A 23617-nucleotide genomic window follows, 5' to 3' on the forward strand; every position below is an offset into this window, starting at 1 on the left:
GGCGCCGCCCCTCATTGCTCTGCCGGGGTTGGCCCTATCCGAGTGAATTGGTTGAAATGTCACTCCGTCCCGGCGCGGAGCTTGAGCTCCAGCAGCCTTTCCGCCTCAGCCACCGCCTCCGCGGGCGTAACACGCCTCTCTGCCGCAGCTAGCAGCGTCGAAGCATAGGGCCCGCGCGGGCCGGTCAGGCCCGGCTCGGTCGCCAGGAACACCGCGACCGTCGGCAGACCAAAGGCGCTGGCGAGATGGGTCAAGCCGGTATCTGCGCCGATGACCAGCGTCGAGCGGCCGATGATGGCGGCGACATCGGCCAGCGACGATCTCGGCACCACGATCGTTGCGGGCACAGCACCCGCGATGGCTTCAGCGACGCCCTTCTCACGCTCGTTCGACCATGTGGTGACCGGCGTCACGCCCCGTTCAGCCAAGAGGCGTCCGGTCCCGATCCAGTCTTCCACTGGCCATTTCTTGTCGTCGCGGCTGGTGCCGTGCAGCAGGAAAGCGGTTTTCCCGGCAATGCCTGTTAGGTTGCCGGGCGGGACGATGCCAGAATCCAGCATCGACAGATCTGGCAGGTATCCGAGCGCCAGTCCGAAAAGCCTTCGCGTCCGCTCGATAGCGTGCAGGCTGCGCGGCACGGCGTGTGTCGTGGTGTACAACAGTGCGGCAGAAGGCTCTCGCGCGCTCGACCTATCTAAGCCCGCGATCGGCGCCCCGGCCAGTTTCGCAACCAGGGCCGATTTCAACAGGCCCTGCGCATCGATGACGAGGTCGTAGCGGGATTGGCGCAATGCGCCGCGCAACGCTGCCGCCTCGCGCCAAGTGCCGGCCTTGAAAGGCGCCTTGCGCCAGCGCCGGATCGCTACGGTGTGGATCCGGCCGATCGCCGGATGCAGCGCGACAATGCCGGCGAAGGCCTCCTCCACGCACCAGTCGAAGGTCACCTCCGGCCGCTGGCGGCTGGCATCCTCGACCGCAGGAAAAGTGTGGATGACATCGCCCATCGAGGATGTCTTGACGATCAGGACCTTCATGCGGCGGCCGGGACGTCCAGCAGCCGGTCCGCCGCCGCAGCAACCCGTGCGACTTCCATTGTCCTCAGGCAATTGAAATGGCCGAGCGGGCAGATTTTCTGATGGCAGGGCGAGCAGGACAGGCCGAGCCAGACCAGTTCACGTCGCTCCGCCAGCGGCGGTGTGTTGGCCGGCGAGGTCGAACCATAGACCGCAACGATCGGCGTGCCGACGGCGGCGGCGACATGCATCAGCCCGCTGTCGTTGGAGACCGCCAGCCTCGCGGCCGCGATCAGGTCGATGGCGTCCTCCAGCCGCGTGCGGCCGGCGAGATCGACAATTCCGGGCGAAAGCGCCGCGATCTGCGCCGTCACGTCGCGATCGTTCGTCGAGCCGAAGAGGACAACCTTCAGGTCTTTTCTCATGAAATCGCGGGCAAGGGCGGCATAATGTTCGCTGGGCCAGCGCTTGGCCGGGCCGAATTCGGCGCCCGGCATCAACGCGGCGAATTTCCCTGGCGAGAGTCCGAAACGCGCGAGCAAAGCGGCCTGGTTGCCGGCGTCCACGGTCAGGTGGGGGGCACGGAAGTGACCGCCCTGGGCGAGGCCGAAAAAGGCTTGGGCGGTGCGGCGCTTCACGTCGTCCGGCAGCGGCACGATGTCGGTCAGCAGGCCATAGCGCATTTCACGCAGATTGCCGAACCGGCGCGGAATGCGGGCGAAGAAGGGGATCAGCGCAGATTTCCAGCTGCCCGGCAGGATATAGGCCATGTCATAGCGGCCGCGCAGTTCGCGGCCGAAGCGGCGGCGATGGCCGAATTCCAGCGCCCCGGATTTGACCGGAAAATCGATCTGCTGTCGGACCTCGGGCATGCGCTTGACCAGGGGTGCGGCCCAGGCGGGGGCCAGCACGTCGATCGCGGCCTCGGGGTGAAGTTCTTTCAGCGCCGAGAACAGGCACTGCGCCATCACCATGTCGCCCACCCAGCGTGGGCCGATCACGAGGATCGTTGGGCCTTCAGCCATTCAACATAGTCTCTGACACCGGTTTCGACTGTCCGGAACTGGCCATTGTAGCCGGCCGCGCGCAAACGGGACATATCAGCTTGCGTAAAGCTCTGGTAGCTGCCCTTGAGGTGGTCGGGAAAGGGGGTGAACTCGATCTCGCCCTTGCCCAGCGTGTCGATCACGGTCTCGGCGATGGCGCGGAAGGGCTGGGCGCGCCCGGTACCGCAGTTGAAGATACCGCTCGAGCCGCGCTTCCACAGCCAAAGATTGACGTCGGCGACATCCGCGACATGGATGAAGTCGCGGCTCTGCTCGCCAGGACCGAAGCCGTCATGGGCGCCGAACAATTTCGGGTTCTCGCCGCGTTCGACTTGGTTGAACAGGTGGAAAGCAACCGACGCCATGGCGCCCTTGTGGGCCTCGCGCGGGCCATAGACGTTGAAATAGCGCAGCCCTGCGACCTGCGAATGGTCGGTATCGAACACGGTGCGCCTAACATAGTCGTCGAACAGCTTCTTCGAATAGGCATAGACATTGAGCGGCCGCTCGAGCGCCGGTTCCTCGCGGAACTCGGCGCCGCCACCATAGACGGAGGCCGAGGACGCGTAGAGGAAGGGCACGCGCAGCGCCTGGCAGGCATGCAGCAGCCGCTTCGAATAAGCAAAATTCACCTCCATCATGAACTTGCCGTTCCACTCGGTGGTGGTCGAGCAGGCACCCTGATGGAAAACAGCCTCGATGCGGCCGAGATCCCCGGCTTCGAGACGGGCCAGGAAGTCGTCCTTGTCGAGATAGTCTGTGATGCTGAGGTCGGCGAGGTTGGCAATCTTGTGGCCGTCGGTCAGATCGTCGACGACCAGAATGTCGTCATGACCTTCCGCATTGAGCGCGGCGACGATGTTGGAGCCGATCATGCCGGCGCCGCCCGTGACGATGATCATGAAGGCCTCTGCTTGCTTGCGATTCCGGTCCTTATAGGGGAGGCTGGCTAGGCTGTCGACAAAGGAGGGCGATCACGATGCATCGAGATATCCCAAGCGCGCTGCGGCCAGGACAGTCGCCGTACTTACGCCGCCAAGACGCTCCTTGCGAGCATGTTGACATGTTCGCAGGCTCTTAACGGTCCGATCGTGATTTGGCTGCTACCAGTAGGGCGGTCGCAACCGGCCAATTGCTGACGACGACTTCAGGTCGGCGCGCCCCTCATCCGCCCGTCGGCACCTTCTCGGTATAGTGACGGGAAGAAGGAAGCTGCGCGCAACCTCGCTGCCTTTCCTTGCAACAGTGACAGCTGGCGAAACCGTCGATGACAGTACCCCTCTCCCGATCGCTATACGAAGAGAGGATGCCGGGATGCAGGGTGAGGGGCAGCGCCAACGCTTCAAAAGGTTTAGTAGGACGCATTTCGAAGGTGCCGATATGTGTGATATCGCCAACATGGCGCAAGGTGCAGCCTGTCAGAGAGTGAGTTACCGAGGGGCCGAAAATGCCGTCGACTGAATTGCTGATCGCCTTTTTCGCCACCACGGCGATCTTCGCCTACATTCCAGGCCCCGCCATGCTCTACGCTGCCGCCCAGACCATGGCGCGCGGGCGTTGGTCGGGTCTGACGGCCGCTCTGGGCATTCATCTTGGCGGCTATGTGCACGTCTTCGCCGCGGCCGCCGGGCTATCGGTGTTGTTCCATGCCGTGCCGCCGCTCTACATGGCGGTCAAGCTGGTCGGCGCTCTTTATCTGATCTGGCTGGGAGTCGCGCTGTTTCGCAAGCGCGTCGAGGGCGGCATCGCACTGCCCGCTCTCGAGAGGAAGTCGGCGCGGCGGGCCTTTTTGGAGAGCCTCACGGTCGAGGTGCTCAATCCCAAGACGGCAATCTTCTTCATGGCGTTCCTGCCGCAGTTCATCGATGCCTCGGCGGCGTTTCCGGTGTGGCTGCAATTCGTCGTGCTGGGAACGATCGTCAATGTGATGTTCTCCTCGGCCGACATCGTCTGTGTCTTCCTTGCCGGAATGGTGGTCGGCCGATTGCGGCGTTCGAGCCGGGCGCAGCGGCTGATGCAACGGGCGGGCGGCGCTGTCCTTGTCGGGCTCGGCGTGCACGTGGCGCTGCAGAAAAGCTGACGTGACGCCGCCGTTGCGCCGGCTCGAATTGCCGTATATCGGCTTCGCGATGAAAGTCCGCTGATCGACCCCATATATACTCCAGACCGGATTTCAGCAGCGCGTTGCCTCTTGCCAGTGACATGATGAAGCACAACCCACCGTCAGCAGAAGCTTTGCACCGCGCCATCGCACGGTTTGGCGACGTCACCGTGCTGGTGGTCGGCGACCTCATCCTCGACCGCTTCGTCAACGGCGTCATCGAGAGGATCTCGCCGGAAGCGCCGATCCCGGTGCTGCATGGTCGCGGCGAGATCTCGGCAATGGGCGGCGCCGGCAATGTCGTTGCCAACATCGTCTCGCTCGGCGCGCGCGCAATTCCGGTTTCGGTGATCGGGGCCGATACGGCCGGCGACAATTTGGTACGTATGCTCGGCGAGCTTGGCGCCGACACAGCGGGCCTGGCGCAGGAGCGCGGCCGCATGACGTCGTCGAAGAGCCGCTTCAGCGCGCTCAACCAGCAGGTGCTGCGCTTCGACGAGGAAGAGATCAAGCCGCTCTCCGCCCATGAGCGGGCGGTGCTGCTCGAGCATTTTCAGGCCGAATTGCCGCGCGCCGATATCGTCATCCTCTCCGACTATGGCAAGGGCGTCCTACTCGATGGTGTCGCCGGCGAGTTGATCGCCATCTGCCGCGACGCGGGAAAGCCGGTGCTGGTCGATCCGAAGGGCCACGACTACGCACGCTACGCCGGCGCGACCGCGGTCACGCCTAACCGCAAGGAGCTTGGCGAGGCGGTGGGTCGCAAAGTGTTCGCCGACGACGAGGTCGAGGCAGCGGCGCGCGATCTGATCGCGAACCACGATTTCGATTTCGTTCTCGCCACGCGCAGCGAGAAGGGGATGAGTGTCGTCACCGCCGAGGACGCCCGCCACATCGCCACCCAGGCGCGGGAAGTGTTCGACGTTTCCGGCGCCGGCGACACGGTGATCGCCAGCTTTGCGCTTTCGCTCGCGGCGGGCGCCGATCGCGTGCAGTCGGCCGTTATCGCCAACGCTGCCGGCGGTGTCGTCGTCGGCAAACGTGGCACCGCGCGTTTGACCGTCGAAGAACTCGGCGGCGCGCTGTTCCGCTCGCATGGTCCGACCGCCCACAAGGATGCCATACTCGACGCGGCATCGGCCGCGCGCATGGTGGCGGCATGGAAGGCGGAGGGCCTGAGCGTCGGCTTTACAAATGGCTGCTTCGACATTTTGCATGCCGGCCATGTCAGCCTGCTGCACGCGGCGCGCAGCCAGTGCGACCGGCTGGTGCTCGGCCTTAACAGCGATGCTTCGGTGCGGCGGCTGAAAGGCCCGGAGCGCCCGGTCAACGACCAGCATGACCGCGCCTGCGTGCTCGCAGCCCTTGCCTCGGTCGACGCGGTCGTAGTGTTCGAGGAGGACACGCCGCTGGCGCTGATCGAGGCATTGTTGCCGGACATCCTGGTCAAGGGCGCCGATTACACGGTCGCAACAGTGGTCGGGGCCGACGTCGTGCAGAAGGCAGGCGGGCGCGTCGTGCTGGTCGATCTCGTCGCCGGCAAGAGCACCACCGGCACCATCGGCAAACTGCGCGCGGGCGGCACCACCAATTGAGGGTTACATGTCTGAACTGAACGATTACCTGGTCCGCTCGGCTTCCGCGATCACCGCCATGGTCGAGCGCGACCTGACCGGCGAGATGGAACGGGCCGTGAGCGCAGTGGTCACGGCGCTTTCGTCGGGCAAGGCCCTGCTGATCGCCGGCAATGGCGGCTCGGCCAGCGATGCCATCCACATCGCCGGCGAACTGGTCGGCCGCTTCCTCAAGGAGCGTAAGGCCTACAATGTCATCGCGCTGCCGGCCAACGCCGCCGTGCTGACCGCGTGGGGCAATGACTATGGGTTCGACACGGTGTTTTCGCGCCAGGTCGAGGCGCATGGTTCGGCGGGCGGCGTGTTGCTGGCGATTTCGACCAGTGGCAATTCGCCGAGCATCCTTGCTGCCGCCGAACAGGCAAGGATGATGGACATGACGGTAATCAGCCTAACCGGCGATACGGGCGGCAAGCTCAAGCCCCTGTCGGACATCCTTCTCAACGTGCCCTCTGCCTCAACGCCAATCATCCAGCAGGGGCATCTGTGCCTTTACCACCATCTGTGCGAGGTGGTCGAAACGCGGCTGCACGCCGGCTGACGGGTGCCGTGGTGACGTCGCATCCGCTTCAGGAGCCGGGACTGTGGGTCGAAAGTGTCGGCGCTAGGACCTTCGCCAAAGGCAGGCCGGCATTGTTCCTCGACCGCGACGGCACCATCAATGTCGATACCGGCTATCCCGATGATCCGGCGCGGATCGCATTGCGCGCGGATATCGCGTCCGTCATCGCCGCCGCCAACCATGCCGGCATTCCGGTCGTCATCGTGACCAACCAGTCGGGCATCGCGCGCGGCTATTTCGGCTGGGAGGAGTTCGCCAAGGTCAACGGCCGGGTCCTGGACCTATTGGGCCTCGAAGGCGCGTCCGTCGACATGGTGCTGGCCTGCGCCTATCACGAGGGCGGGGCCGGGCCGCTGGCGGTCGGCGACCACCCGATGCGCAAACCCAATCCCGGCATGCTTATCGAGGCCGCCAAACGTCTTCGCATCGACGCGCCCCGCTCATTGATCGTTGGCGACAAACCGGCCGACATGGAGGCAGGGCGGCGCGCCGGACTGGCGCAAGGCTGGCTGGTGGATGGCGAAGGCTCTCGTCAAGGAAACTTCGCCATCTCGCCGCTGCGGGATCGGAGCGATGTCGACGGCTTGCTCGCCGCCGTGACGGCTCTTGGCGAGGCGCCAGGCGAAGCCTGACTCAGACCTGATCCCTCTCTTCCAGGACCTCGTAGAATTTGGCCTCCGTGGCATAGGAATAGATCATCACCGACATCGAGTAGAAAAATCCATGCCGGCCGCAGAGGAAATAGCGCTTGGCCACATAGAATTTGAGGAAGTTGCCCAGCGGTGACAGAAGCAGTCGCACCAAGCGGGGCTTCTTGCCTCTCTCGACCATCATGGCAACCTTGAGGGTGGAATAGATGTTTGCCCTGGCAAGGTCTCCCTCGATCGAGATCTCGCGACGGTGCAGCAAGACGCCGCTTTCCATGGTGCGGGTCTCGCCGGGGACCACGAATGATTCATGAACCCGCGCTGTCAGGTCCATGGTGGCGACGTCCCGGCGGAAAAGCCGCATGAGGCGGTTGTTCAGGACCCAGGGGTGCGCGTAACCGTAGCCTTTCAGCCAGTCGCGCCGGCGAATGTACCAACCGTTCACGCCGCTTTCGGTCGTCCGCGTGGCGGCCATAATGGCCTGCCGCAGCGCATCGTCGACACGCTCGTCGGGATCGATCGAAAGACACCATGGCTGCGTGGCATGATCGAGCGAGAACTGCCGTTGGCGCGGGAAACCCGACCAGTCTCTGTGCAGCAGTTTTATCGGATAGCCCTTGGCGATGTAGCCGTTCACGCATTCGAGCGTGCCGTCCGTGGATCCCGAATCGACGACAATGATCTCGGCGCAGAAATCGATGCTCTCCAGGCACGGGCCGATCTTGTCAGCTTCGTTCATGCAGATGATCAGCGCCGAGACCGGACTTGCAAATCGAGTCATGGTCCCCTTCCCATGGCGGGCATCGCCCGACATTCAATCCGTCTAATTTATCTTTTCCCGCAGCGCCGTACAGCCCCGTATGTCAACGCCGGGCCGCTGTGAAGAATTCCCGAGATACCTGACGTACAAGCGTTGGCCGGTCTTAGGAGCGTCCACCGATCTCAGGTCGTTCGAACGAGACCAGCCCTTGGTCCTTGACCCGACGGATGGTGAGCGCCGTGCGCACCGTGTCGACATTCGGCGTCGAGGTCAGTTCCTCGATGACGAAGGTCTGGAAGGCGCCGAGATCGCTTGCCACGCAATGCAGAAGGAAATCGGATTCGCCCGAGACCATCCAGGCGTCGCGAACGATCGGCCAGCCGCGCGTGCGCTCGGCGAAGGTGCGCAGTTCCGCGTCCGACTGGTGATGCAGGCCAATGAGGCAGAAGGCGACGACATCGAGGCCGAGTGCCGGCGCGTTGAGCAGGGCGCGATAACCTCGAATGATGCCGGCCTCCTCCAGCCGCTTGACGCGGCGCAGGCATGGCGGCGCCGAGATGCCCACACGGCTCGACAGTTCCACATTGGTCATGCGCCCGTCGGCCTGGAGTTCGCGCAGGATCTTCCAGTCGATGGCGTCGAGGTCGGCTTTCAAGGGCATGGCTGTCTCGGCTCGGCGCAAGAATCTTTCGCCATCTCGTAATTAAACGACTTTCCGAGCCAAGCCAGCCCTGCCGGCTGCTATTTTAAGGCGGTAACGCCGGGGGCCAGGCCGCGAACAGGGCGAGGAGCCGAAGCTTTCCGGGGACGACGAGCCGTTTGTCTTGCTGGCATGCCTGGCAGCACTTACATTGTCCGCGATATCCGCCATTGTTTTCACGACCCGGCCAGCGGCCGCCTTAGGGGTTTTGGATGACCACCAAACACGCTCCCGTTCTCATCATCGGTTCCGGCCCGGCCGGCTATACGGCGGCGGTCTACGCGGCGCGCGCCATGCTGAAACCGATGCTGGTGGCCGGCCTGCAGCAAGGTGGCCAGTTGATGATCACCACTGATGTCGAGAACTATCCGGGATTCGCCGATCCGATCCAGGGACCTTGGCTGATGGAGCAGATGCTGAAGCAGGCCGAGCATGTCGGCACCGACATCATCAACGACATCATCATCGAGGTTGACCTGAACGTGCGGCCATTTCGCGCCAAGGGCGATTCCGGCACCACTTACACGGCGGATGCGCTGATCATTGCCACCGGGGCGCAGGCTAAATGGCTGGGGATTCCGACCGAGCAGGAATTCATGGGATTCGGCGTTTCCGCCTGTGCCACCTGCGACGGATTTTTCTATCGCGGCAAGGATGTCGCGGTGGTCGGCGGCGGCAATTCGGCGGTGGAAGAGGCGCTCTATCTCTCCAACCTCGCCAGGAGCGTGACTGTCATCCACCGGCGGAGCGACTTCCGCGCCGAGCGCATCCTGCGGGAACGCCTGTTGAAGAAAGAGAATGTCCGGGTCATCTGGGACACGATCGTCGATGAGATCACCGGCCGCCCAGGCAAGGCGCCGCTGCCACCTTCGGTGGAAGGATTGAAGCTGCGCAACGCGGTGACCGGTGCCGAGACGCATCTCAAGGTCGACGGCGTGTTCGTGGCCATCGGCCACGCGCCGGCGGTCGAGCTGTTCGCAGGCAAACTGAAGCAGAAGCCGAACGGCTACCTGTGGACGGCGCCGGATTCGACCCGCACGGATGTGCCCGGCGTATTCGCGGCGGGCGACGTGACCGACGATGTCTATCGGCAGGCGGTGACGGCGGCGGGGCTCGGCTGCATGGCCGCGCTCGAGGCGGAAAAGTATATTGCCGGCATCGAGGCGCACCGGGAAGCGGCTGAGTAGTGAGTCCAGCAAGCGGCTGAGAGACGCCGCTTAAAAGCCTGATTGTTCATTCAGACGCCAGACAGAATGAGGGGAAATATGGCGTTGGACTGGGACAAGCTACGTGTGTTTCACGCTGCTGCGGAAGCGGGGTCGTTTACCCATGCTGCCGAGACCCTGCATCTGTCGCAGTCCGCGATCTCTCGGCAGGTCAGCGCGCTCGAGCACGATGTCGGCGTGCCGCTGTTCAACCGCCACGCCCGGGGCCTGGTGCTGACCGAACAGGGCGAGATGCTGTTTCGCACCGCGCATGACGTGCTGATGAAGCTGGAGACGATCAAGTCTCGGCTGACCGAAACCAAGGACCGGCCGTCGGGCATCCTCAGGGTGACGACAACGGTGGGATTGGGCGCCGGCTGGCTAACTGAGCGGGTGCAGGAATTCATCGAACTGTATCCCGAAATCAGCCTGCAGCTTATCCTCGCCAACGAGGAGCTCGACCTCACCATGCGCCAGGCCGACTGCGCCATCCGGCTGCGGCAGCCGCAGCAGCCGGACTTGATCCAGCGCCGCCTGTTCACCGTCCATTTTCATCTCTACGCGGCTCCCTCCTATGTGGCCAAGCATGGCAAGCCGGCTTCGGTCGCCGAACTGAAGAACCATCGCATCGTCACCTTCGGCGTGCCGGTGCCGTCGCATCTGTCGGAGCTGAACTGGCTGGAAACGGTCGGCGATTTCGAAGGTGGGCAGAGGGTCCCCACGCTGCAGATCAACGACATATTGTCGATCAAGCGCGCCGTGCAGGGCGGAGCGGGGATCGCCATGCTCCCCGACTACGTGATCAGCAAGGATTCAGGTCTGGTGCAGTTGCTGCCGGAGACCGAGGTGCCGTCCTTCGACACCTATTTCGCTTATCCCGACGCGATGAAGAACCAGGCGAAGCTTCACGTCTTCCGAGACTTCATCATTTCGAAGGCGCGAAGCTGGTCTTACTGACCGCTATCGGGTGGCAATCCCTCGACACACTCATCAGCGACGCGCGGGTGCGAGGTAGATGCGGAACCAGCCGCCTGCAGAGACCGCCGGTGCCGATTTAGGCAGATATCAAGGCAATGGTCCGATTGCCTGAGAAATGAACGCCTCCTGCCTGATTCCACGTCATCTGCTGCCTGGCCGCTTTCGAGGGCTGGAACGGCGATAATCCGCCTTGGAAGTCGGATTTTACCGCTGGAGAGCGGTCGTTTTCGACGATTCTGTTGGTCCTATTCGTTTTCCGGAGGGGGTGGGCCACAGCCTGCATGTTTTTGCATGTGTGTGTTGCAAAATAGATGCTTGTTTCTTGGGCATGATGAGCCGATATATAGATCATCTCCTGGGCGCGTTCTCCTCCCATTAGCGCCCTAGAGTGTTCCCCTCTGGAGGTTAGCCCTAACAGGCACTTCCAATCAAACTCAGCCGGATCTTCGTTGATCCGGCTTTTTTGTTGCTCGCGTCCTGTCGCGGCTGCCGCTAATGCCTCCAGGATTGCCACGTAACAGTGACATGTAACATCGGGTAACATGCCATACCCCCTAGAAGCCTGTTAAGCGGAAGATAGGACGCGGTGCGGTTTGGACGGGTGATGGGGGCATCACCCGGACGATCCAGGCTCAGGTGGCTACCGCGTCCGAACCATTTCCCGCCGGATAATCGGCGGAGTTGTGCGGCGGACCTGCCGTTTTACCTCCCACGAAAACGGTCCGCAATGAAGCGACGTCCGGTTCCGCCGGACGTCGTTTTCATGTCGACAGGACGCCTGGCTGTCTCAAGCGGCCTTGCCATTGGCGTTCATTGCTTCATCGGCGAGACGGCCGGTGATTTCGGCCATGTGGTCGAAGACGGCACTGTAGCTGGCGACGCCCGCGGTCGCGGAGCGCAGCTCGATGATCAGATCGCCGATCTCCGCTTGTGGCATCGTCGCCTCGACCACGTCCCATCCCGGCCAGTCTGGCCGCGCGTCGTAGCCGAGTATCTGGCCGCGGCGCTGCGGGATGAGCGCGATGATCTTCGATGTCGCGTCGGATGGCGTGACGATCTGCACCTTCATCACCGGTTCCAGAAGCACCGGCGAACAGGCCGGCATGCCTTCCTTCATCGCCAGCTTCGCCGCCATCTGGAAGGCCATGTCGGACGAATCCACCGCATGGTAGGAGCCGTCCGACAGGTTGACGGCGATATCGACCACCGGGAAGCCAAGCGGACCTGACTTCAAATAATCGCGCACGCCGGTCTCGACCGACTGGATGTAGGTCTTCGGCACGACGCCGCCGGTGATGGTGTCGGTGAACTGGAAGCCCGAGCCGCGCGGCAGCGGTCTGATCTCGATCACCACATCGCCGAACTGGCCGTGGCCGCCGGACTGCTTCTTGTGGCGGCCGCGCTGCTGTACCGACTTGCGAATGGTCTCGCGATAGGGAATCGCCGGGGAGTGGCCTTCGACCGGAATCTGGTTCTTGCCCTCCAGCCGCTCGCGCACCACACGCAGATGCATTTCGCCATGGCCAGACAGCACGGTTTCGGCCGAGTCCTGGTTGTGGCGCAGACCGAGCGACGGGTCTTCCTCGGCCAGCCGCTGGATGGCGGCCGACATTTTCACCTCATCCTTGCGCTCCTTGGGGCGCAGCGCGAAGGCGTAGACCGGCTGCGGCGGCTCGACATCGAACAACTGTCTGGTGCCGCCCTTGGCCGAGGTGAGGGTCTGGCCGGTCTTGGCGTCGTCCAGTTTGCCGAGGGCCACGGTATCGCCGGCCTTGGCGCCGGTCAGCTTGGACTGGTCCTTGCCAAGCATGCGATAGATGCCGGAAACCTTGGCGGTGCCACCGCCGGGCAACCAGAGTTCGGAACCGTCGGCGACCTGGCCGGACAGGACGCGCGACACTGAGAGCTTGCCGCCATGCGGCGTGTGGATCGTCTTCATCACCTGAACCAGGGTGGCTCCGCCATCAGGCGCGCCGAGCCGCTTGCGGGTCGCCTCGATGTCGGGTCCGTCATGGCGGATTGCCTTCAGCAGGCGCAGCACGCCATTGCCCTTTTCGGCGGTGCCGATCAGCACCGGCGTCACCGCGCCGTCGCGCAGGTCGGCGGCGAGGTCGTCGAAGATCGCATCCTTGGGCGGCTCGATTTCTTCGAGCAGCTGTTCCATCAGCTGGTCGTCATGGTCGGCCAGGGTCTCCAACATGGAGAAGCGCGCTTCAAGCTCGCGCGCCTTTTCGTCGCCCGGTATCTGCGCGATCTCGCTCTCGGCATATTCGCGATAGATGTAGGCGCGCTCCAGCGCCAGATCGATCGAGCCGATGACGACGCCATCCTTGCGCAGCGGAATCTGGCGCAGCAAGAGAGGCACGGAGCTTGCCGGCTGCAGCATCTTCAGCGTGTCGCGCACGCCTGCAGCCGCCTTGTCGACCTTGTTGAGGAACAGGATGCGCGGCACGCCGAGATCGTCGAGCTTGCGCATGATCAGTTGCAGCGCCGGGATCTTCTTTTCGTCGGCTTCGGCTACGACCACCGCCAGGTCGCAGGCGGCCAGCACCGGTTCCGCCTCGAAGGAGAATTCGATCGAGCCGGGACAATCGACGAAGGTGATCTGCTCGCCCATGAATTCGGTGGTAGCGATGGTTGCCTCGACGCTCATGGCATGGGCGCGCGCTTCCGGCGAATGGTCTGAAACCGTGTTGCCGGATGAAACGGGATTTTGTCGGGGAATGGCGCCCGTGCGGGCCAATATGGCTTCGAGAAGTGTCGTCTTACCGCTTGCGAAGGGACCGACTATGGCAATGCATTTCGGTCCCGTGCGTCGTCCTCCGGCGCGAGTACCCATGACTGACCTCCACTCAGGCGTTTCCCGCAGGACCGACTGGCATGCATGGTTCAGGCGTGGTCAATCGGTCCTTCAGCGGCGGCCGGCCTGTGCGACCGTCGCGGGCGGGGTTCTTTTCAACTGCCACCTGCCCAGAGGCATCGTCCCACTTGTTTGCCGGGAGGGCAAGACAAATAGAGTTCGCGCCAGGACGACCGGGTCGCCTGGCGCGAAAGGATGCTTGCGCCGTTCCGCCCCCGGCGGCTCAGTCCAGCGAGGCGGTGAAGCGCTGGATGCGGGAGCAGGCTTGCTCCAGCAGCGTCTCCGACGTAGCGTAGGAGATGCGGAAGTTGGGGCCGAGGCCGAAAGCCGATCCGAACACCACCGCGACGCCCTCGGCCTCGAGCAGTTCGGAGGAGAACGTCTCGTCGGTGTCGATTACCTTGCCGGCCTTCGTCTTCTTGCCGATCAGCTGGGCACAGGACGGATAGACGTAAAAAGCGCCTTCAGGGGAGGGGCAGGTGATGCCGCGCGCCTGGTTGAGCATCGAGACGACGAGGTCGCGCCTGCCCTGGAAGATGGCCTTGTTCCTGGCGATGAAGTCCTGCGGCCCGTTCAGCGCTTCGACGGAGGCCCATTGCGCGATCGTGCAGGCGCCCGATGTCTGCTGGCCCTGGATCATGTCCATCGCCTTGATAAGCTGGACGGGACCCGCCGCGTAGCCGATGCGCCAGCCGGTCATGGCGTAGGCTTTCGACACGCCGTTCATGGTCAGCGTGCGCTCATAGAGCTTCGGCTCGACCTCGGCGATGGTCTTGAAGACGAAATCGCCATAAGTCAGGTGCTCGTACATGTCGTCGGTCAGCGTCCAGACATGCGGATGCTTCAACAGCACATCGGCCAGCGCGCGCAGTTCTGCTTCCGTGTAGGCGGCGCCCGAAGGGTTCGACGGCGAATTCATCAGCAGCCATTTGGTCTTCGGCGTGATCGCCTTCTCCAGGACATCGGCTGTCAGTTTGAAGCCATTCTCGAGCGATGTGTCGGCGAAGACCGACGTGCCGCCACAGATCGCCACCATTTCGGGATAGCTGACCCAATAGGGGCGGGGAATGATGACCTCGTCGCCGGGGTTCAGCGTCGCCATGAAGGCGTTGAACAGGATCTGCTTGCCGCCGGTGCCGACAATGGTCTGCTCGGGCTTGTAGTCGAGATTGTTCTCGCGCTTGAATTTCTTCGCGATCGCCTCGCGCAGCGGCACGATGCCCGATACCGGCGGATATTTGGTCTCGCCGCGGCGGATGGCCTCTATCGCGGCATTCTTGATGTTGTCGGGCGTGTCGAAGTCGGGCTCGCCGGCGCCAAGGCCAATCACGTCCCGGCCGGCATTTTTCAGCTCGCGAGCCTTCTGCGTCACCGCGATGGTCGCGGAAGGCTTAACGCGGGAAAGGGTGTCGGCAAGAAAGGCCATGGTCAGGGATCTCCAGGGTATCGGCACGGCCTCAAGGGCCGCGGCGCTTCCATGTCGCATGATTTCGCCCAGTGCAAGCACTGTCGGCTGATCCAGTCTCAAGGAGCTGTGATTGGGCTCCGTTCGACAACAATAAATTCATTAACGGCCGATATAGGCTTGAGTGACAGTATCGAAGTCCAATGGCCAGTTCGAGGAGCGAGGAACAGTGCCGCGCAGCATCGGGCTTGCCCACATCATTCGTCACGACGACGGCACCTCGACCGGTGTCTGGGGGCTCTATACGCTGCAAAGCGCCTTCCAGCCGATCTTCGCTTTCAAGGAAGGCAAGCTGTCGCTCGCTGCATTCGAGGGGCTGATCCGGCCGTTCCGGGACGGCGAGCCGCAATCGCCATCCACTTTTTTCAGCACCTGTCCGGCGTCGGACCGGCTGCATATCGAAGCGCTGACCAGGACCCTGCATCTTCTCAATGCCGGAGCCTGCCTGCCGCAGGACGCGTCGATTTTCGTCAATTTCGACCCGTCCGTTTTCACCGAGCGAACGGTCGCCGACAGTGCCTTGCGGGAAATGCGGCTGGTGTTGCACGAGTCCGGCATCGACCCGAGCCGGGTCGTGTGCGAAGTGACCGAACAGCGGTCGGCATCGCAGGAAACCCTGCACAGTTTCGTCGCGGCGCTGAGGGCGAACGGCTTTCGCATTGCCGTGGACGACTATGGCGCGGATGATTCCGACATCCACCGCATCCAGGAGCTCAAGCCCGATATCGTCAAGTTCGATGCGCTCTGGATCACGCAGTTGATGGAATCCGGCGCCGGCTTCGCGTTGCTGACCAGCATGGTGAAGAGCTTCGAGGCGCAGGGCATCCGAACGGTGTTCGAGGGTATCGAGGAAAGCTGGCAGCTGGAACTCGCCGAGAAATCGGGCGCGTCCATGGTCCAGGGTTTCGTGCTGGCCCGGCCCGAATTGGCGCCGACCAGCTTTCGCGTTTTCGACAAAAGCAGGCAGGCGCGCGCCGCCTCCGTCGACACAACCGCGCCAGCTGCCTCGCCGGGACCGCAGCCGGCGCGTCCGGCGAAGGCTTTCGGGAGGAAGGGAGCTACATGAGTTTCGAACGGAGGCGCGAAGTCGCAGATGCGATCGAGGTCGACGAAGTCGGCATCGAATACGGCATCCACGGCGAATACCGGTTGCGGAGCGCCTATCAGCCCATTTTCGCGCCGCAAGGTCGGTTTCTGCAACCCGTCGCGGTCGAGGCGCTGATCGAGCCGCACCGTGCCGGGCGGCCGGTAGCACCGCAGGTGTTTTTCGACAGTGTCGCCGGGCCCGACCGGCTGTTTGTCGAGACCATGTGCCGGGTGTTGCATCTCAGGAACTATCGCAATATCGGCGTCGACGGGCTCGACCTGTTCTTCAACTACAATCCGCTGATCAACGATCATCGCGGGCGGGCGCTGGCCGAGATCCGGCTGATGACCAGGCATCTCGGCGATCTTGGCCTGAGCCCTGTAATGCTGGTCTGCGAAATCACCGAGCAGGCGGCCGACGACGCTCTTCTTACCCGTCTGGTACGTGAATTCCGGCGCCACGGCATCCGCATCGCCATCGATGATTTCGGCACCGGGCACTCGACCGAACAGCGCGTTGGCATGCTCAGCCCAGATATCGTCAAGATCGACGGTACCTGGTTCGGCGATTTCTGCCGCCATGCCGCCGCCGAGCGGTTCTTCCGTCCGCTGGTTTCCACCTTGCATGACCGGGGCGCCAGGGTTCTGGTCGAGGGTATCGAGAACGCCACCCATCTGCGCGTCGCGCTAGATGGCGGCGCCGACCTGCTGCAGGGCTATTATCTCGCCCGTCCGGCGCTGGCCGGAACGGTCTTCGAGGAAGAGCCATTGCACACCGACATTCTGCTTGGCAGGGACGGCAAGGTCATTCCGCTGTTCGGGTAGTTGCGCCATCGGGCCATCGGCTAGGTCTGCCGGACTTGCATCAGCGGCGCTGATCGTCACGCCAAAACAAATCACTGGTCGCGGCCAGCGCCGTGGGGATAATCCATCGCAAAAGGCTGCGATCTGGAGGGACCGATGACCATACTCTACGGCATGATGAACAGCGGCAATTGTTACAAGCCGCGCCTGCTGATGGCCAAGCTTGGCATCAACTTCACCAATGTCGAGGTGAGTTCGCAGACCGGCGACACGCGCAAGCCGGATTATGTGGCCAAGAACCCGAACGCCATGGTGCCGCTGCTCGAGCTCGACGATGGCCGCCGACTGGCCGAATCCAACGCCATGCTGCTCTATCTCGCCGAGGGCACGCGGTTCCTGCCGGCGGACCGGTACGAGCGCGGCCTTGCCTATCAATGGCTGTTCTTCGAACAATACAGCCATGAACCCTATATCGCGGTGCGCAAGGCCCTTCTGACTTTTCCCGAGCGCGTCCGCGACGCGACGCCGGAGCGGCTGGCGGTGACGCTGGAACGCGGCAACAAGGCGCTGGGCGTGATGAACAAGCATCTGGAAAACAACGCCTTCTTCGCCGGCGGTTCGTTCAGCGTCGCCGACATCGCCCTTTACGCCTATACGCACACGGCCGGGCAGGGCGGCTTCCAGCTCGACGCCTATCCTTCCGTCGTGGCGTGGCTGGAGCGGGTCGAAGCCGACCCCGGCCATGTGCCGATCGAGTGGATGGTGTAGGCGAAACGGCTTGGCGAAACCGGTCCCGGGCGACCTTCTCCCGGTGCTTTCGCGAAAAAGCTGACGGCAGCCGGATGAGGGCCGGCTCCAGCATCTGGGAGTTGAGGAGGGCTGCGTCGTTTCGCAATCACGCGTACATCTGTCTGTGAGCGTCGCGCTGCCCCTCATTGCCCTGCCGGGCATTTCTCCCCGTATAGTGACGGGGAGAAAGAGGCTGCTTTGCTGGTTCGCCAATTGCGCAGGCGCAGAAGGTAACTCCAGACAACAAAAAGGCGGGATAAATCCCGCCTTCCCATTTTCGGTAGCCTGATCGGGAGCGTCCGGTCCGGGCTGGCAGCTATCTGCTGATCCAGCTTGTCGGTTCTTTCAGCTCCAGCGCGCTTCTCGCGCGGCTGTCAGTACATCCGTGACTTGCCGCGCGCCCCGAGCTCTCGCCCGGCGCGCGCATTTTGCTAAATCAGGCCGCCTTGCTCAGAGATCCAGCGGACGACTTGCCGGTGCGGCGGTCCTGCTCGATCTCGAAGTTGATCTTCTGGCCTTCGACCAGGGTCGACATTCCAGCGCGCTCGACAGCGGAGATGTGGACGAAAACGTCCGCGCCGCCGGTGTCAGGCTGAATGAAGCCGAAGCCCTTGGTGGCGTTGAACCACTTGACCGTTCCAGTTGCCATTGTAGATAGTCCTTCAACATTTGCTTTAGTTTGACCGAACCGAAGTCCAGCCGGTGTGCATCGAGATTTTGGAGATAGACGTCAGCAAACGCGAAGATCGCGAGGCCCGGATCGATCGGCCGAAATATCAATGGGGCTGATATAGGCTGCTTTCGCACAAAAAACAAGACTGTGTGAGAAAGCCGTGATCGGAAAACCGCACAAGGCCCGCTCCAAGCGCTGGAAAGCCTTGCGATCGGGCCGGGCGGGCGAAGGTGGATAGGCCCGTTTTGGGCAGGTGCTTATGGACAGAGATCTGGGGAGAGGACGATGAAAACCATTCTGCTTGCCGCTTGCCTGACGCTTTTTGCCGCCGAGGCGGGGGCGGTCTCGCGCTATGACCCGACGGGGATGAGCTGCGGTAAGGTGCAGGCGACCATCGCGCGGCAGGGCGCCGTCATCCTGCGCTACCAATCGACACGGGTGCCGGGACTGCCGCTCTACGACCGCTACGTGCAAAGCCAGCAGTTCTGCAGCATGGGAGAGGTCCGGACACGCGCCTATGTTCCCAGCGCGGACACGAAATCCTGCCCGGTTTATAACTGCAAGCGCGTCGACAACGATCATTTCCGCCGCCGCTTCCTGCGCCGCCACTAGGGTCGATAGTCAGCCGAACGCAGGCGCCACCCTGGCTCCAGCTGCGGTCTAGAACCCGAAGGAGACCTGCGCCGGCGGCGGCGGGCCGACCCGCACGCCTTCCATGGCCAGCATCTTTTCCTTGGTGGCCGAGCCGCCCGGCGCCGAGAAGCCGCCGATCTTGCCGCCGGCGGCCAGGATGCGATGGCATGGAATGACCAGCGGCACCGGATTGGCGCCGAGCGCAGCCCCGGTTTCGCGGGCGAGCGCCGCATGGCCGGCCGCCTTGGCCAGTTCGCCATAGGTTGTGGTTTCGCCAAAGGCGAGCTTGCGGGCAGCGGCATAGATCGCCTGGCGGAAATCGTCGACGCCGGCCAGATCGACCGGCACGTCGGAGAAATCGACATCCTTTCCCGCCGCATAGGCCTTGATGGCCGCAATGAGATCGACCACCCATGGCGGCTGCACCGTCGAGGCTGAAACGCCGGCATGGCGCATCAGCCGGCGCTCCACCGCTTCGCGGCTCCGTTCAGGCAGGCAGAGCCGGATCAGGCCGTTTTCGTTCCACGCAATGGCCATGAATCCGATCACTGTTTCTAACACTGCGTGGCCGGGCGTGATCTCAGAGGTATTTTCCATGACGCGCTCCTTCCCGCAAAGCGGCGAAAACCGGGATTTATGCCGGTACATATACAGAACAATATGGCAGCGCCCGCCCAGTCCCGCCACCCGAAAACCACCTGTCGGCCACGATTGCCCACCGGGAATCGGTGGTGTAAGGGATTCCTTAACGACCCGACCAACGGACCCGAGCGCGGCTTGCCAGCAAAACCCACTCTTATCGCGATCGGCATCATCATCGCCGCAGCCGGCCTCAGCGGCTGCACGTCGACCTCGCAGATGAAGGCGGCGCCGGCGCTGACGGAAACCGCGACCGCCGCGGGCACCGATGCGGGCTTTACCATACCGCTGCCGGAAACCGTTTCGGTGCTGCCGCAATCATCGGGGGTGGCACCTGTTCAGAGTGCCGAACTGGCTGCTGACGCGGCTGCCCCGGTCGAGCCGGTCGCCGCCTTCGCGGGGTCGACACCGGCGGCGCCTAAGGCGAATGCGGTGATGGCCGCCAACGCCTGGCAGGCGCCGGCGCCGGCCAATGCCGCAACGCCCGCAGCCGCGCTCTACACCACCGCCGCGCTCGTCGTGCCCGCCGGCGGCAAGGCCGGCTATGGCCAGACCATGCCCGGCGTGCAGCAGGTCGCCTTTGTCGTGCCGCAGAATCCGGCCGCCCCCATCCAGGCGCCGGTCGCGCCTGCCGGGGCAGAGCATGGCGCGCGCGGCCATATCGAACAGCTGATCGAGAAATACGCCGCGCTCTACGAGGTTCCGGCGGATCTGGTGCGCCATGTCGTCAACCGCGAGAGCACCTTCAATCCCAAGGCCTTCAACCATGGCCATTGGGGCCTGATGCAGATCAAGCACGCGACGGCACGCGGCATGGGCTATGACGGGCCGGCCTCGGGCCTGTTCGACGCCGAGACCAATCTGAAATACGCGGTCAAATATCTGCGCGGCGCCTGGCTGGTCTCCGGCGGCAACGCCAAGCGCGCCGACTGGCTCTACCAGACCGGCTATTATTACGACGCCAAGCGCAAGGGCCTGCTCGAGGCGACCGGACTTGGCCAGGACCGCCGGCGCCGGCAGCCCGACGCCTGAGCGCGATGCCGCTACCGCGCCCGCCGGCTCCAGACGACATCCGGCTGCGCAAGATCCTCGACGAGACGCTCGTCGCGCCGCACTGGCCGGAAGGCTTCGCTATGCGCTGCCTCGAACCGGGCGACGCGCCGGCCCTGCATGCGCTGCTGGACGAGGTGTTCGATGATGGCACCGATGGCCCGTTCGACACATGGTGGCCGCGCATCTCGGGCGATCCCGAATTCGATCCGGCGCTGTGCTTCCTCGTCATCGACGCCAGGGGCCTGCTGGCGGCAGCAGCGCTGTGCTGGACGAATGGCTTCGTCAAAGACCTTGCCGTCCACCCGGAAGCGCGGGGCAGGGGCGTTGGCGAGGCGCTGATGTGGCACGCCTTCGCAGCCTTGCGCGCCCGCGGCCTCGACCGTGCCGACCTGAAGACCAATACGGTCGAGAACGCTGCCGCCGTCCGGCTCTACGAACGGCTCGGCATGTTCGAGGTGGATTGGTACGGTTGAGCCGCTGTCGCTGAGGCGAAGGCCGGTCAGATATCGGGCGCGTTGCCGATCTTTTTCTTGAGCTCCAGCGCCCAGGCGCGGCCTTCATCGCCGCCCCACAGCAGCCAGGCTATATAGCCCGCCGACGGATTTTCCTCATTGCCGTAGTTTTTGCCGCGCTTGTCGACTTCGTGGCGGGCGAAATAGCTGACCATGCGGCGGATGGTCGAGGGCGACAGGTTCCTGCGGGTCTTCAATTCGGTGGCGCGCGCGACGCCGATCTCGGTGCCGCCGCGGCCGAACTCGCCGCGCAGGCGCAGCCCCTTGGCTGCATTGTCGGCCACCACTTGCGGGCAGCGCAGGTCGATATCGTCTTTAGGCATTTGTCCCTCCCGCCCGGCAGTCTATCGCGAGAAAAGAATGCCGGGAAGCCGCGCTTGTTCCGCTTCCACGCCGGGCGGGTTCAGTGGCCGTGCTTCAGTTCGGAATGGCTTTTCAGAACATGGTCTCCATCGTCCTGCTCGATCAGATAGGCAGGTTCTTCCTTGCTCGCCTTGCGCACAACCTCCGTGCCTTTGATCGTGCGTTTCACATCGCTGGTGAAGCTCTCGGCCACCTTGCCCTCGGCGGTATGCGCGCCCCATTCCCAGGTCACCCGCGTTCCCTTGCGCAGCTTCCGCATCGCGATCCTCGCTCCCGCAAATCCCTTTGCTTGATGAATGCTCAGCGCCCGCCCGCGGTTCCTGAGAACCAAAGCACGGCTCACGCGTTGCCCTAGCCAACAGCCGCCAAAGGAGCATGTAATGACCGAACGAAGCCTAGCCGAGATCGCGGAAAAGATGCGCGACATCGACGTCTGCATGATGTCGACCCACACCGAGACCGGCGGCATTGCCGGACGGCCGATGAGCAACAACCAGGACGTCGACTATGACGGCTCCTCCTTCTATTTCACGATGGAAGATTCCGACGTGGTGGCCGAGATCGAACGCGACGTTAATGTGGCGCTGGCCTTCAAGGGCGACGACAATTTCTGGGTCGCGATCGAGGGCGAGGGCGAAATCATCCGCGACAAGGCGGCGTTCGAGGAACATTGGAACGAGGACATCGAAGAATGGTTCGAGGAGGGCACTGACACGCCTGGGCTGGTCATGATCAAGGTGGAGGCCCGGCTGGCGCATTATTGGGACGGCGAGGACGAGGGCGAGGTCATCCTGCCCTCGTAACGCGGCTTGTCCTGCGGTGCGAGGGGCGCGGCGCAACCTCGCTCTGCCTGCCGCGTTGGTCCGTCGAGCACACCAACACGGAGTCCACTCGATGAGACCGCATCTTGCCATCGCCATGCTGGCCCTTCTGGCCGGCGCGCCCGCAGCCTTCGCCCAACAGGCGGCACCGTCCAGCGACGTGCCGCCTGTGTCGGAGAACAAGGTCGACACCGAGACTTTCACCAAGACGCTGGTGAGCGCCAACCGCTTCGAGATCGAGAGCAGCAAGCTGGCGCAGGACAAGGGCGTGGCGGCGGACGTGAAGGATTTCGCCGAGCTGATGGTCAAGGATCACACCAAGGCCGGCCAGGACTTCAAGATGGCGCGGGAAAAGAGCCAGACCACCGGCTCGATCGCGGAGGACAGCCCGCTGCTGCCCAACGACCAGGCGCTGCTCGACCAGCTCAAGGCGCTGGACGGCGAGGCCTTCCAGGACAAATACATCGCCGTGCAGACGCAAGCGCACAAGCAGGCCGTGGCGCTGTTTTCCACCTACGCGCAATCCGGCGACGACCCGGCACTGAAGGAATTCGCCAAGAAGACGCTGCCCACGCTGCAGATGCATGAGATGCACCTGAAGGATGTTGCGGCGCTGCATTAGGGTGTCGGGTGCGGGTGGATCGCGGGCAGGCATCGTTCTGCCGGCGTCGCTACCTTCCCATCATCATCCACGGGCGGAGCAAGGAGCGAAGCGACGCCGCGCAGACCCGAGGATACATTCCGGGAGTCCGGAGCCCAACAACGATGCAGAATGCTGCACCGCTGCACACCTAGATTGATCTCACGGAATGGATCCTAGGGTCTGCGCGGCGTCGCTTCGCGGCTGCTTCGCCCTAGGATGACGAAGTTGACATCGACATGATGAGCCCGAGCCGTCCTGCACAAGGACGGCCCGCCGTATCCGGGGGTGAGGGTGAGGCCAAGCGCGCAATGTCGGCGCCGGCCCCCGCTCCGTCCCGGCTTCGCCGGGCCACCTCTCCCCCACATTGTGGGGGCGAGGAACCCAGGCTTTTCAGGCCGCGACGTTCGAGATTGGCGTTTCCTCGCCCCCATGAAATGGGGGGAGGTGGCCGGCGAAGCCGGACGGAGCGGGGGTACGCCCTACGAGATTTTCCAAGGCGGTGACGAGTTCTGGACCATGCGTCCGCGCTGGCATTCGCCGGACCGGGCGATAAGCTCCGTCCACCCAAACGGAGCACCACCATGAAAAAAGAAATCATCGAAGTCCCCGTCATGTCGGCCAAGGTGCGCG

Annotated in this window: 25 protein-coding genes; 14 read left to right on the top strand and 11 right to left on the bottom strand. The window is 63.5% G+C overall.

Annotation, left to right across the window (positions count from 1 at the left end; all coding sequences use genetic code 11):
- Positions 1–59: 59 nt before the first annotated feature.
- The 3 genes from waaC to rfaD are packed head-to-tail and all read right to left on the bottom strand — an operon-like array spanning position 60 to position 2961.
- The gene (gene waaC / locus LB513_RS22370; RefSeq protein ID WP_224665706.1) at positions 60–1034 is read right to left on the bottom strand and encodes a lipopolysaccharide heptosyltransferase I; all 975 of its coding nucleotides are present in this window, start codon (positions 1032–1034) and stop codon (positions 60–62) included.
- Complete coding sequence (gene waaF, locus LB513_RS22375; protein WP_224665707.1) at positions 1031–2038, bottom strand: lipopolysaccharide heptosyltransferase II; 1008 nt, start codon at positions 2036–2038, stop codon at positions 1031–1033. Before waaF ends, waaC begins: the two co-directional genes overlap by 4 nt.
- Positions 2011–2961, bottom strand: a complete 951-nt coding sequence (gene rfaD, locus LB513_RS22380) for an ADP-glyceromanno-heptose 6-epimerase (protein WP_224665708.1) — start codon at positions 2959–2961, stop codon at positions 2011–2013. The genes waaF and rfaD overlap by 28 nt, the downstream gene beginning before the upstream one ends.
- A 545-nt stretch (positions 2962–3506) precedes the next feature.
- Between rfaD and LB513_RS22385 the strand changes: the two genes are divergently transcribed.
- From LB513_RS22385 to LB513_RS22400, 4 genes are all read left to right on the top strand, one after another.
- Entirely contained in the window at positions 3507–4139 is a 633-nt protein-coding gene (locus LB513_RS22385) for a LysE family translocator (protein WP_224665709.1), read from the top strand.
- Between the two features lie 122 nt (positions 4140–4261).
- Positions 4262–5755 carry a D-glycero-beta-D-manno-heptose-7-phosphate kinase gene (gene rfaE1 / locus LB513_RS22390; protein ID WP_224665710.1) on the top strand — a complete coding sequence of 498 codons (1494 nt, stop codon included), beginning with the start codon at positions 4262–4264 and terminating at the stop codon, positions 5753–5755.
- A 7-nt stretch (positions 5756–5762) separates the two neighbouring features.
- Positions 5763–6335 (top strand): SIS domain-containing protein, encoded by a 573-nt coding sequence (locus LB513_RS22395; RefSeq protein ID WP_224665711.1) that lies wholly within the window; start codon positions 5763–5765, stop codon positions 6333–6335.
- A gap of 11 nt (positions 6336–6346) precedes the next feature.
- Positions 6347–6988: an HAD family hydrolase gene (locus tag LB513_RS22400; protein WP_318011208.1), complete on the top strand. Its 642-nt coding sequence runs from the start codon at positions 6347–6349 to the stop codon at positions 6986–6988.
- 1 nt (position 6989) lies between these two features.
- Here LB513_RS22400 and LB513_RS22405 read toward each other — a convergent pair whose 3' ends face one another.
- Both LB513_RS22405 and LB513_RS22410 read right to left on the bottom strand, forming a co-directional pair.
- On the bottom strand, positions 6990–7784 hold the full coding sequence (locus tag LB513_RS22405; protein WP_224665713.1) for a glycosyltransferase family 2 protein: 795 nt from the start codon (positions 7782–7784) through the stop codon (positions 6990–6992).
- Positions 7785–7926: 142 nt separating this feature from the next.
- The gene (locus LB513_RS22410; protein WP_224665714.1) at positions 7927–8424 is read right to left on the bottom strand and encodes an Lrp/AsnC family transcriptional regulator; all 498 of its coding nucleotides are present in this window, start codon (positions 8422–8424) and stop codon (positions 7927–7929) included.
- 251 nt (positions 8425–8675) lie between these two features.
- Between LB513_RS22410 and trxB the strand changes: the two genes are divergently transcribed.
- Positions 8676–9650: a thioredoxin-disulfide reductase gene (trxB, locus tag LB513_RS22415; RefSeq protein WP_224665715.1), complete on the top strand. Its 975-nt coding sequence runs from the start codon at positions 8676–8678 to the stop codon at positions 9648–9650.
- A gap of 78 nt (positions 9651–9728) precedes the next feature.
- On the top strand, positions 9729–10625 hold the full coding sequence (locus LB513_RS22420) for a LysR family transcriptional regulator (RefSeq protein ID WP_224665716.1): 897 nt from the start codon (positions 9729–9731) through the stop codon (positions 10623–10625).
- Positions 10626–11433: 808 nt separating this feature from the next.
- Here LB513_RS22420 and LB513_RS22425 read toward each other — a convergent pair.
- On the bottom strand, positions 11434–13485 hold the full coding sequence (locus tag LB513_RS22425) for an elongation factor G (protein WP_224665717.1): 2052 nt from the start codon (positions 13483–13485) through the stop codon (positions 11434–11436).
- A 244-nt stretch (positions 13486–13729) separates the two neighbouring features.
- Positions 13730–14932 (bottom strand): pyridoxal phosphate-dependent aminotransferase, encoded by a 1203-nt coding sequence (locus LB513_RS22430; RefSeq protein ID WP_224665718.1) that lies wholly within the window; start codon positions 14930–14932, stop codon positions 13730–13732.
- Between the two features lie 208 nt (positions 14933–15140).
- On the opposite strand from LB513_RS22430, the gene LB513_RS22435 reads away from it, so the two are divergent.
- The 3 genes from LB513_RS22435 (at position 15141) to LB513_RS22445 (ending at position 17629) form a co-directional block, all read left to right on the top strand.
- On the top strand, positions 15141–16037 hold the full coding sequence (locus LB513_RS22435; protein WP_224665719.1) for an EAL domain-containing protein: 897 nt from the start codon (positions 15141–15143) through the stop codon (positions 16035–16037).
- On the top strand, positions 16034–16882 hold the full coding sequence (locus LB513_RS22440; RefSeq protein WP_224665720.1) for an EAL domain-containing protein: 849 nt from the start codon (positions 16034–16036) through the stop codon (positions 16880–16882). Before LB513_RS22435 ends, LB513_RS22440 begins: the two co-directional genes overlap by 4 nt.
- Before the next feature lie 135 nt (positions 16883–17017).
- Entirely contained in the window at positions 17018–17629 is a 612-nt protein-coding gene (locus tag LB513_RS22445) for a glutathione S-transferase family protein (protein WP_224665721.1), read from the top strand.
- Between the two features lie 457 nt (positions 17630–18086).
- Here the strand turns inward: LB513_RS22445 and LB513_RS22450 are convergent, their stop codons facing one another.
- Entirely contained in the window at positions 18087–18299 is a 213-nt protein-coding gene (locus LB513_RS22450) for a cold-shock protein (protein ID WP_137934910.1), read from the bottom strand.
- 309 nt (positions 18300–18608) lie between these two features.
- Between LB513_RS22450 and LB513_RS22455 the strand changes: the two genes are divergently transcribed.
- Positions 18609–18935, top strand: coding sequence for a hypothetical protein (locus tag LB513_RS22455; protein ID WP_224665722.1), 327 nt, complete (start codon positions 18609–18611; stop codon positions 18933–18935).
- 48 nt (positions 18936–18983) lie between these two features.
- Here the strand turns inward: LB513_RS22455 and LB513_RS22460 are convergent, their stop codons facing one another.
- Complete coding sequence (locus LB513_RS22460; RefSeq protein ID WP_224665723.1) at positions 18984–19553, bottom strand: methylated-DNA--[protein]-cysteine S-methyltransferase; 570 nt, start codon at positions 19551–19553, stop codon at positions 18984–18986.
- 180 nt (positions 19554–19733) lie between these two features.
- Between LB513_RS22460 and LB513_RS22465 the strand changes: the two genes are divergently transcribed.
- Positions 19734–20627, top strand: coding sequence for a lytic transglycosylase domain-containing protein (locus LB513_RS22465; RefSeq protein ID WP_224665724.1), 894 nt, complete (start codon positions 19734–19736; stop codon positions 20625–20627).
- A 5-nt stretch (positions 20628–20632) separates the two neighbouring features.
- Positions 20633–21121: a GNAT family N-acetyltransferase gene (locus LB513_RS22470; RefSeq protein ID WP_224665725.1), complete on the top strand. Its 489-nt coding sequence runs from the start codon at positions 20633–20635 to the stop codon at positions 21119–21121.
- Positions 21122–21147: 26 nt separating this feature from the next.
- Here the strand turns inward: LB513_RS22470 and LB513_RS22475 are convergent, their stop codons facing one another.
- Both LB513_RS22475 and LB513_RS22480 read right to left on the bottom strand, forming a co-directional pair.
- Positions 21148–21483 (bottom strand): hypothetical protein, encoded by a 336-nt coding sequence (locus LB513_RS22475; RefSeq protein WP_224665726.1) that lies wholly within the window; start codon positions 21481–21483, stop codon positions 21148–21150.
- Positions 21484–21563: 80 nt separating this feature from the next.
- Entirely contained in the window at positions 21564–21782 is a 219-nt protein-coding gene (locus tag LB513_RS22480) for a DUF2945 domain-containing protein (RefSeq protein ID WP_224665727.1), read from the bottom strand.
- Positions 21783–21903: 121 nt separating this feature from the next.
- Here LB513_RS22480 and LB513_RS22485 point away from each other — a divergent pair, with 121 nt between their 5' ends.
- Positions 21904–22326 (top strand): pyridoxamine 5'-phosphate oxidase family protein, encoded by a 423-nt coding sequence (locus LB513_RS22485; protein WP_224665728.1) that lies wholly within the window; start codon positions 21904–21906, stop codon positions 22324–22326.
- 91 nt (positions 22327–22417) lie between these two features.
- On the top strand, positions 22418–22966 hold the full coding sequence (locus LB513_RS22490; protein WP_224665729.1) for a DUF4142 domain-containing protein: 549 nt from the start codon (positions 22418–22420) through the stop codon (positions 22964–22966).
- Positions 22967–23617: the final 651 nt, after the last annotated feature.

Source organism: Mesorhizobium sp. ES1-1 (assembly GCF_020164785.1).
GTDB lineage: Bacteria > Pseudomonadota > Alphaproteobacteria > Rhizobiales > Rhizobiaceae > Mesorhizobium.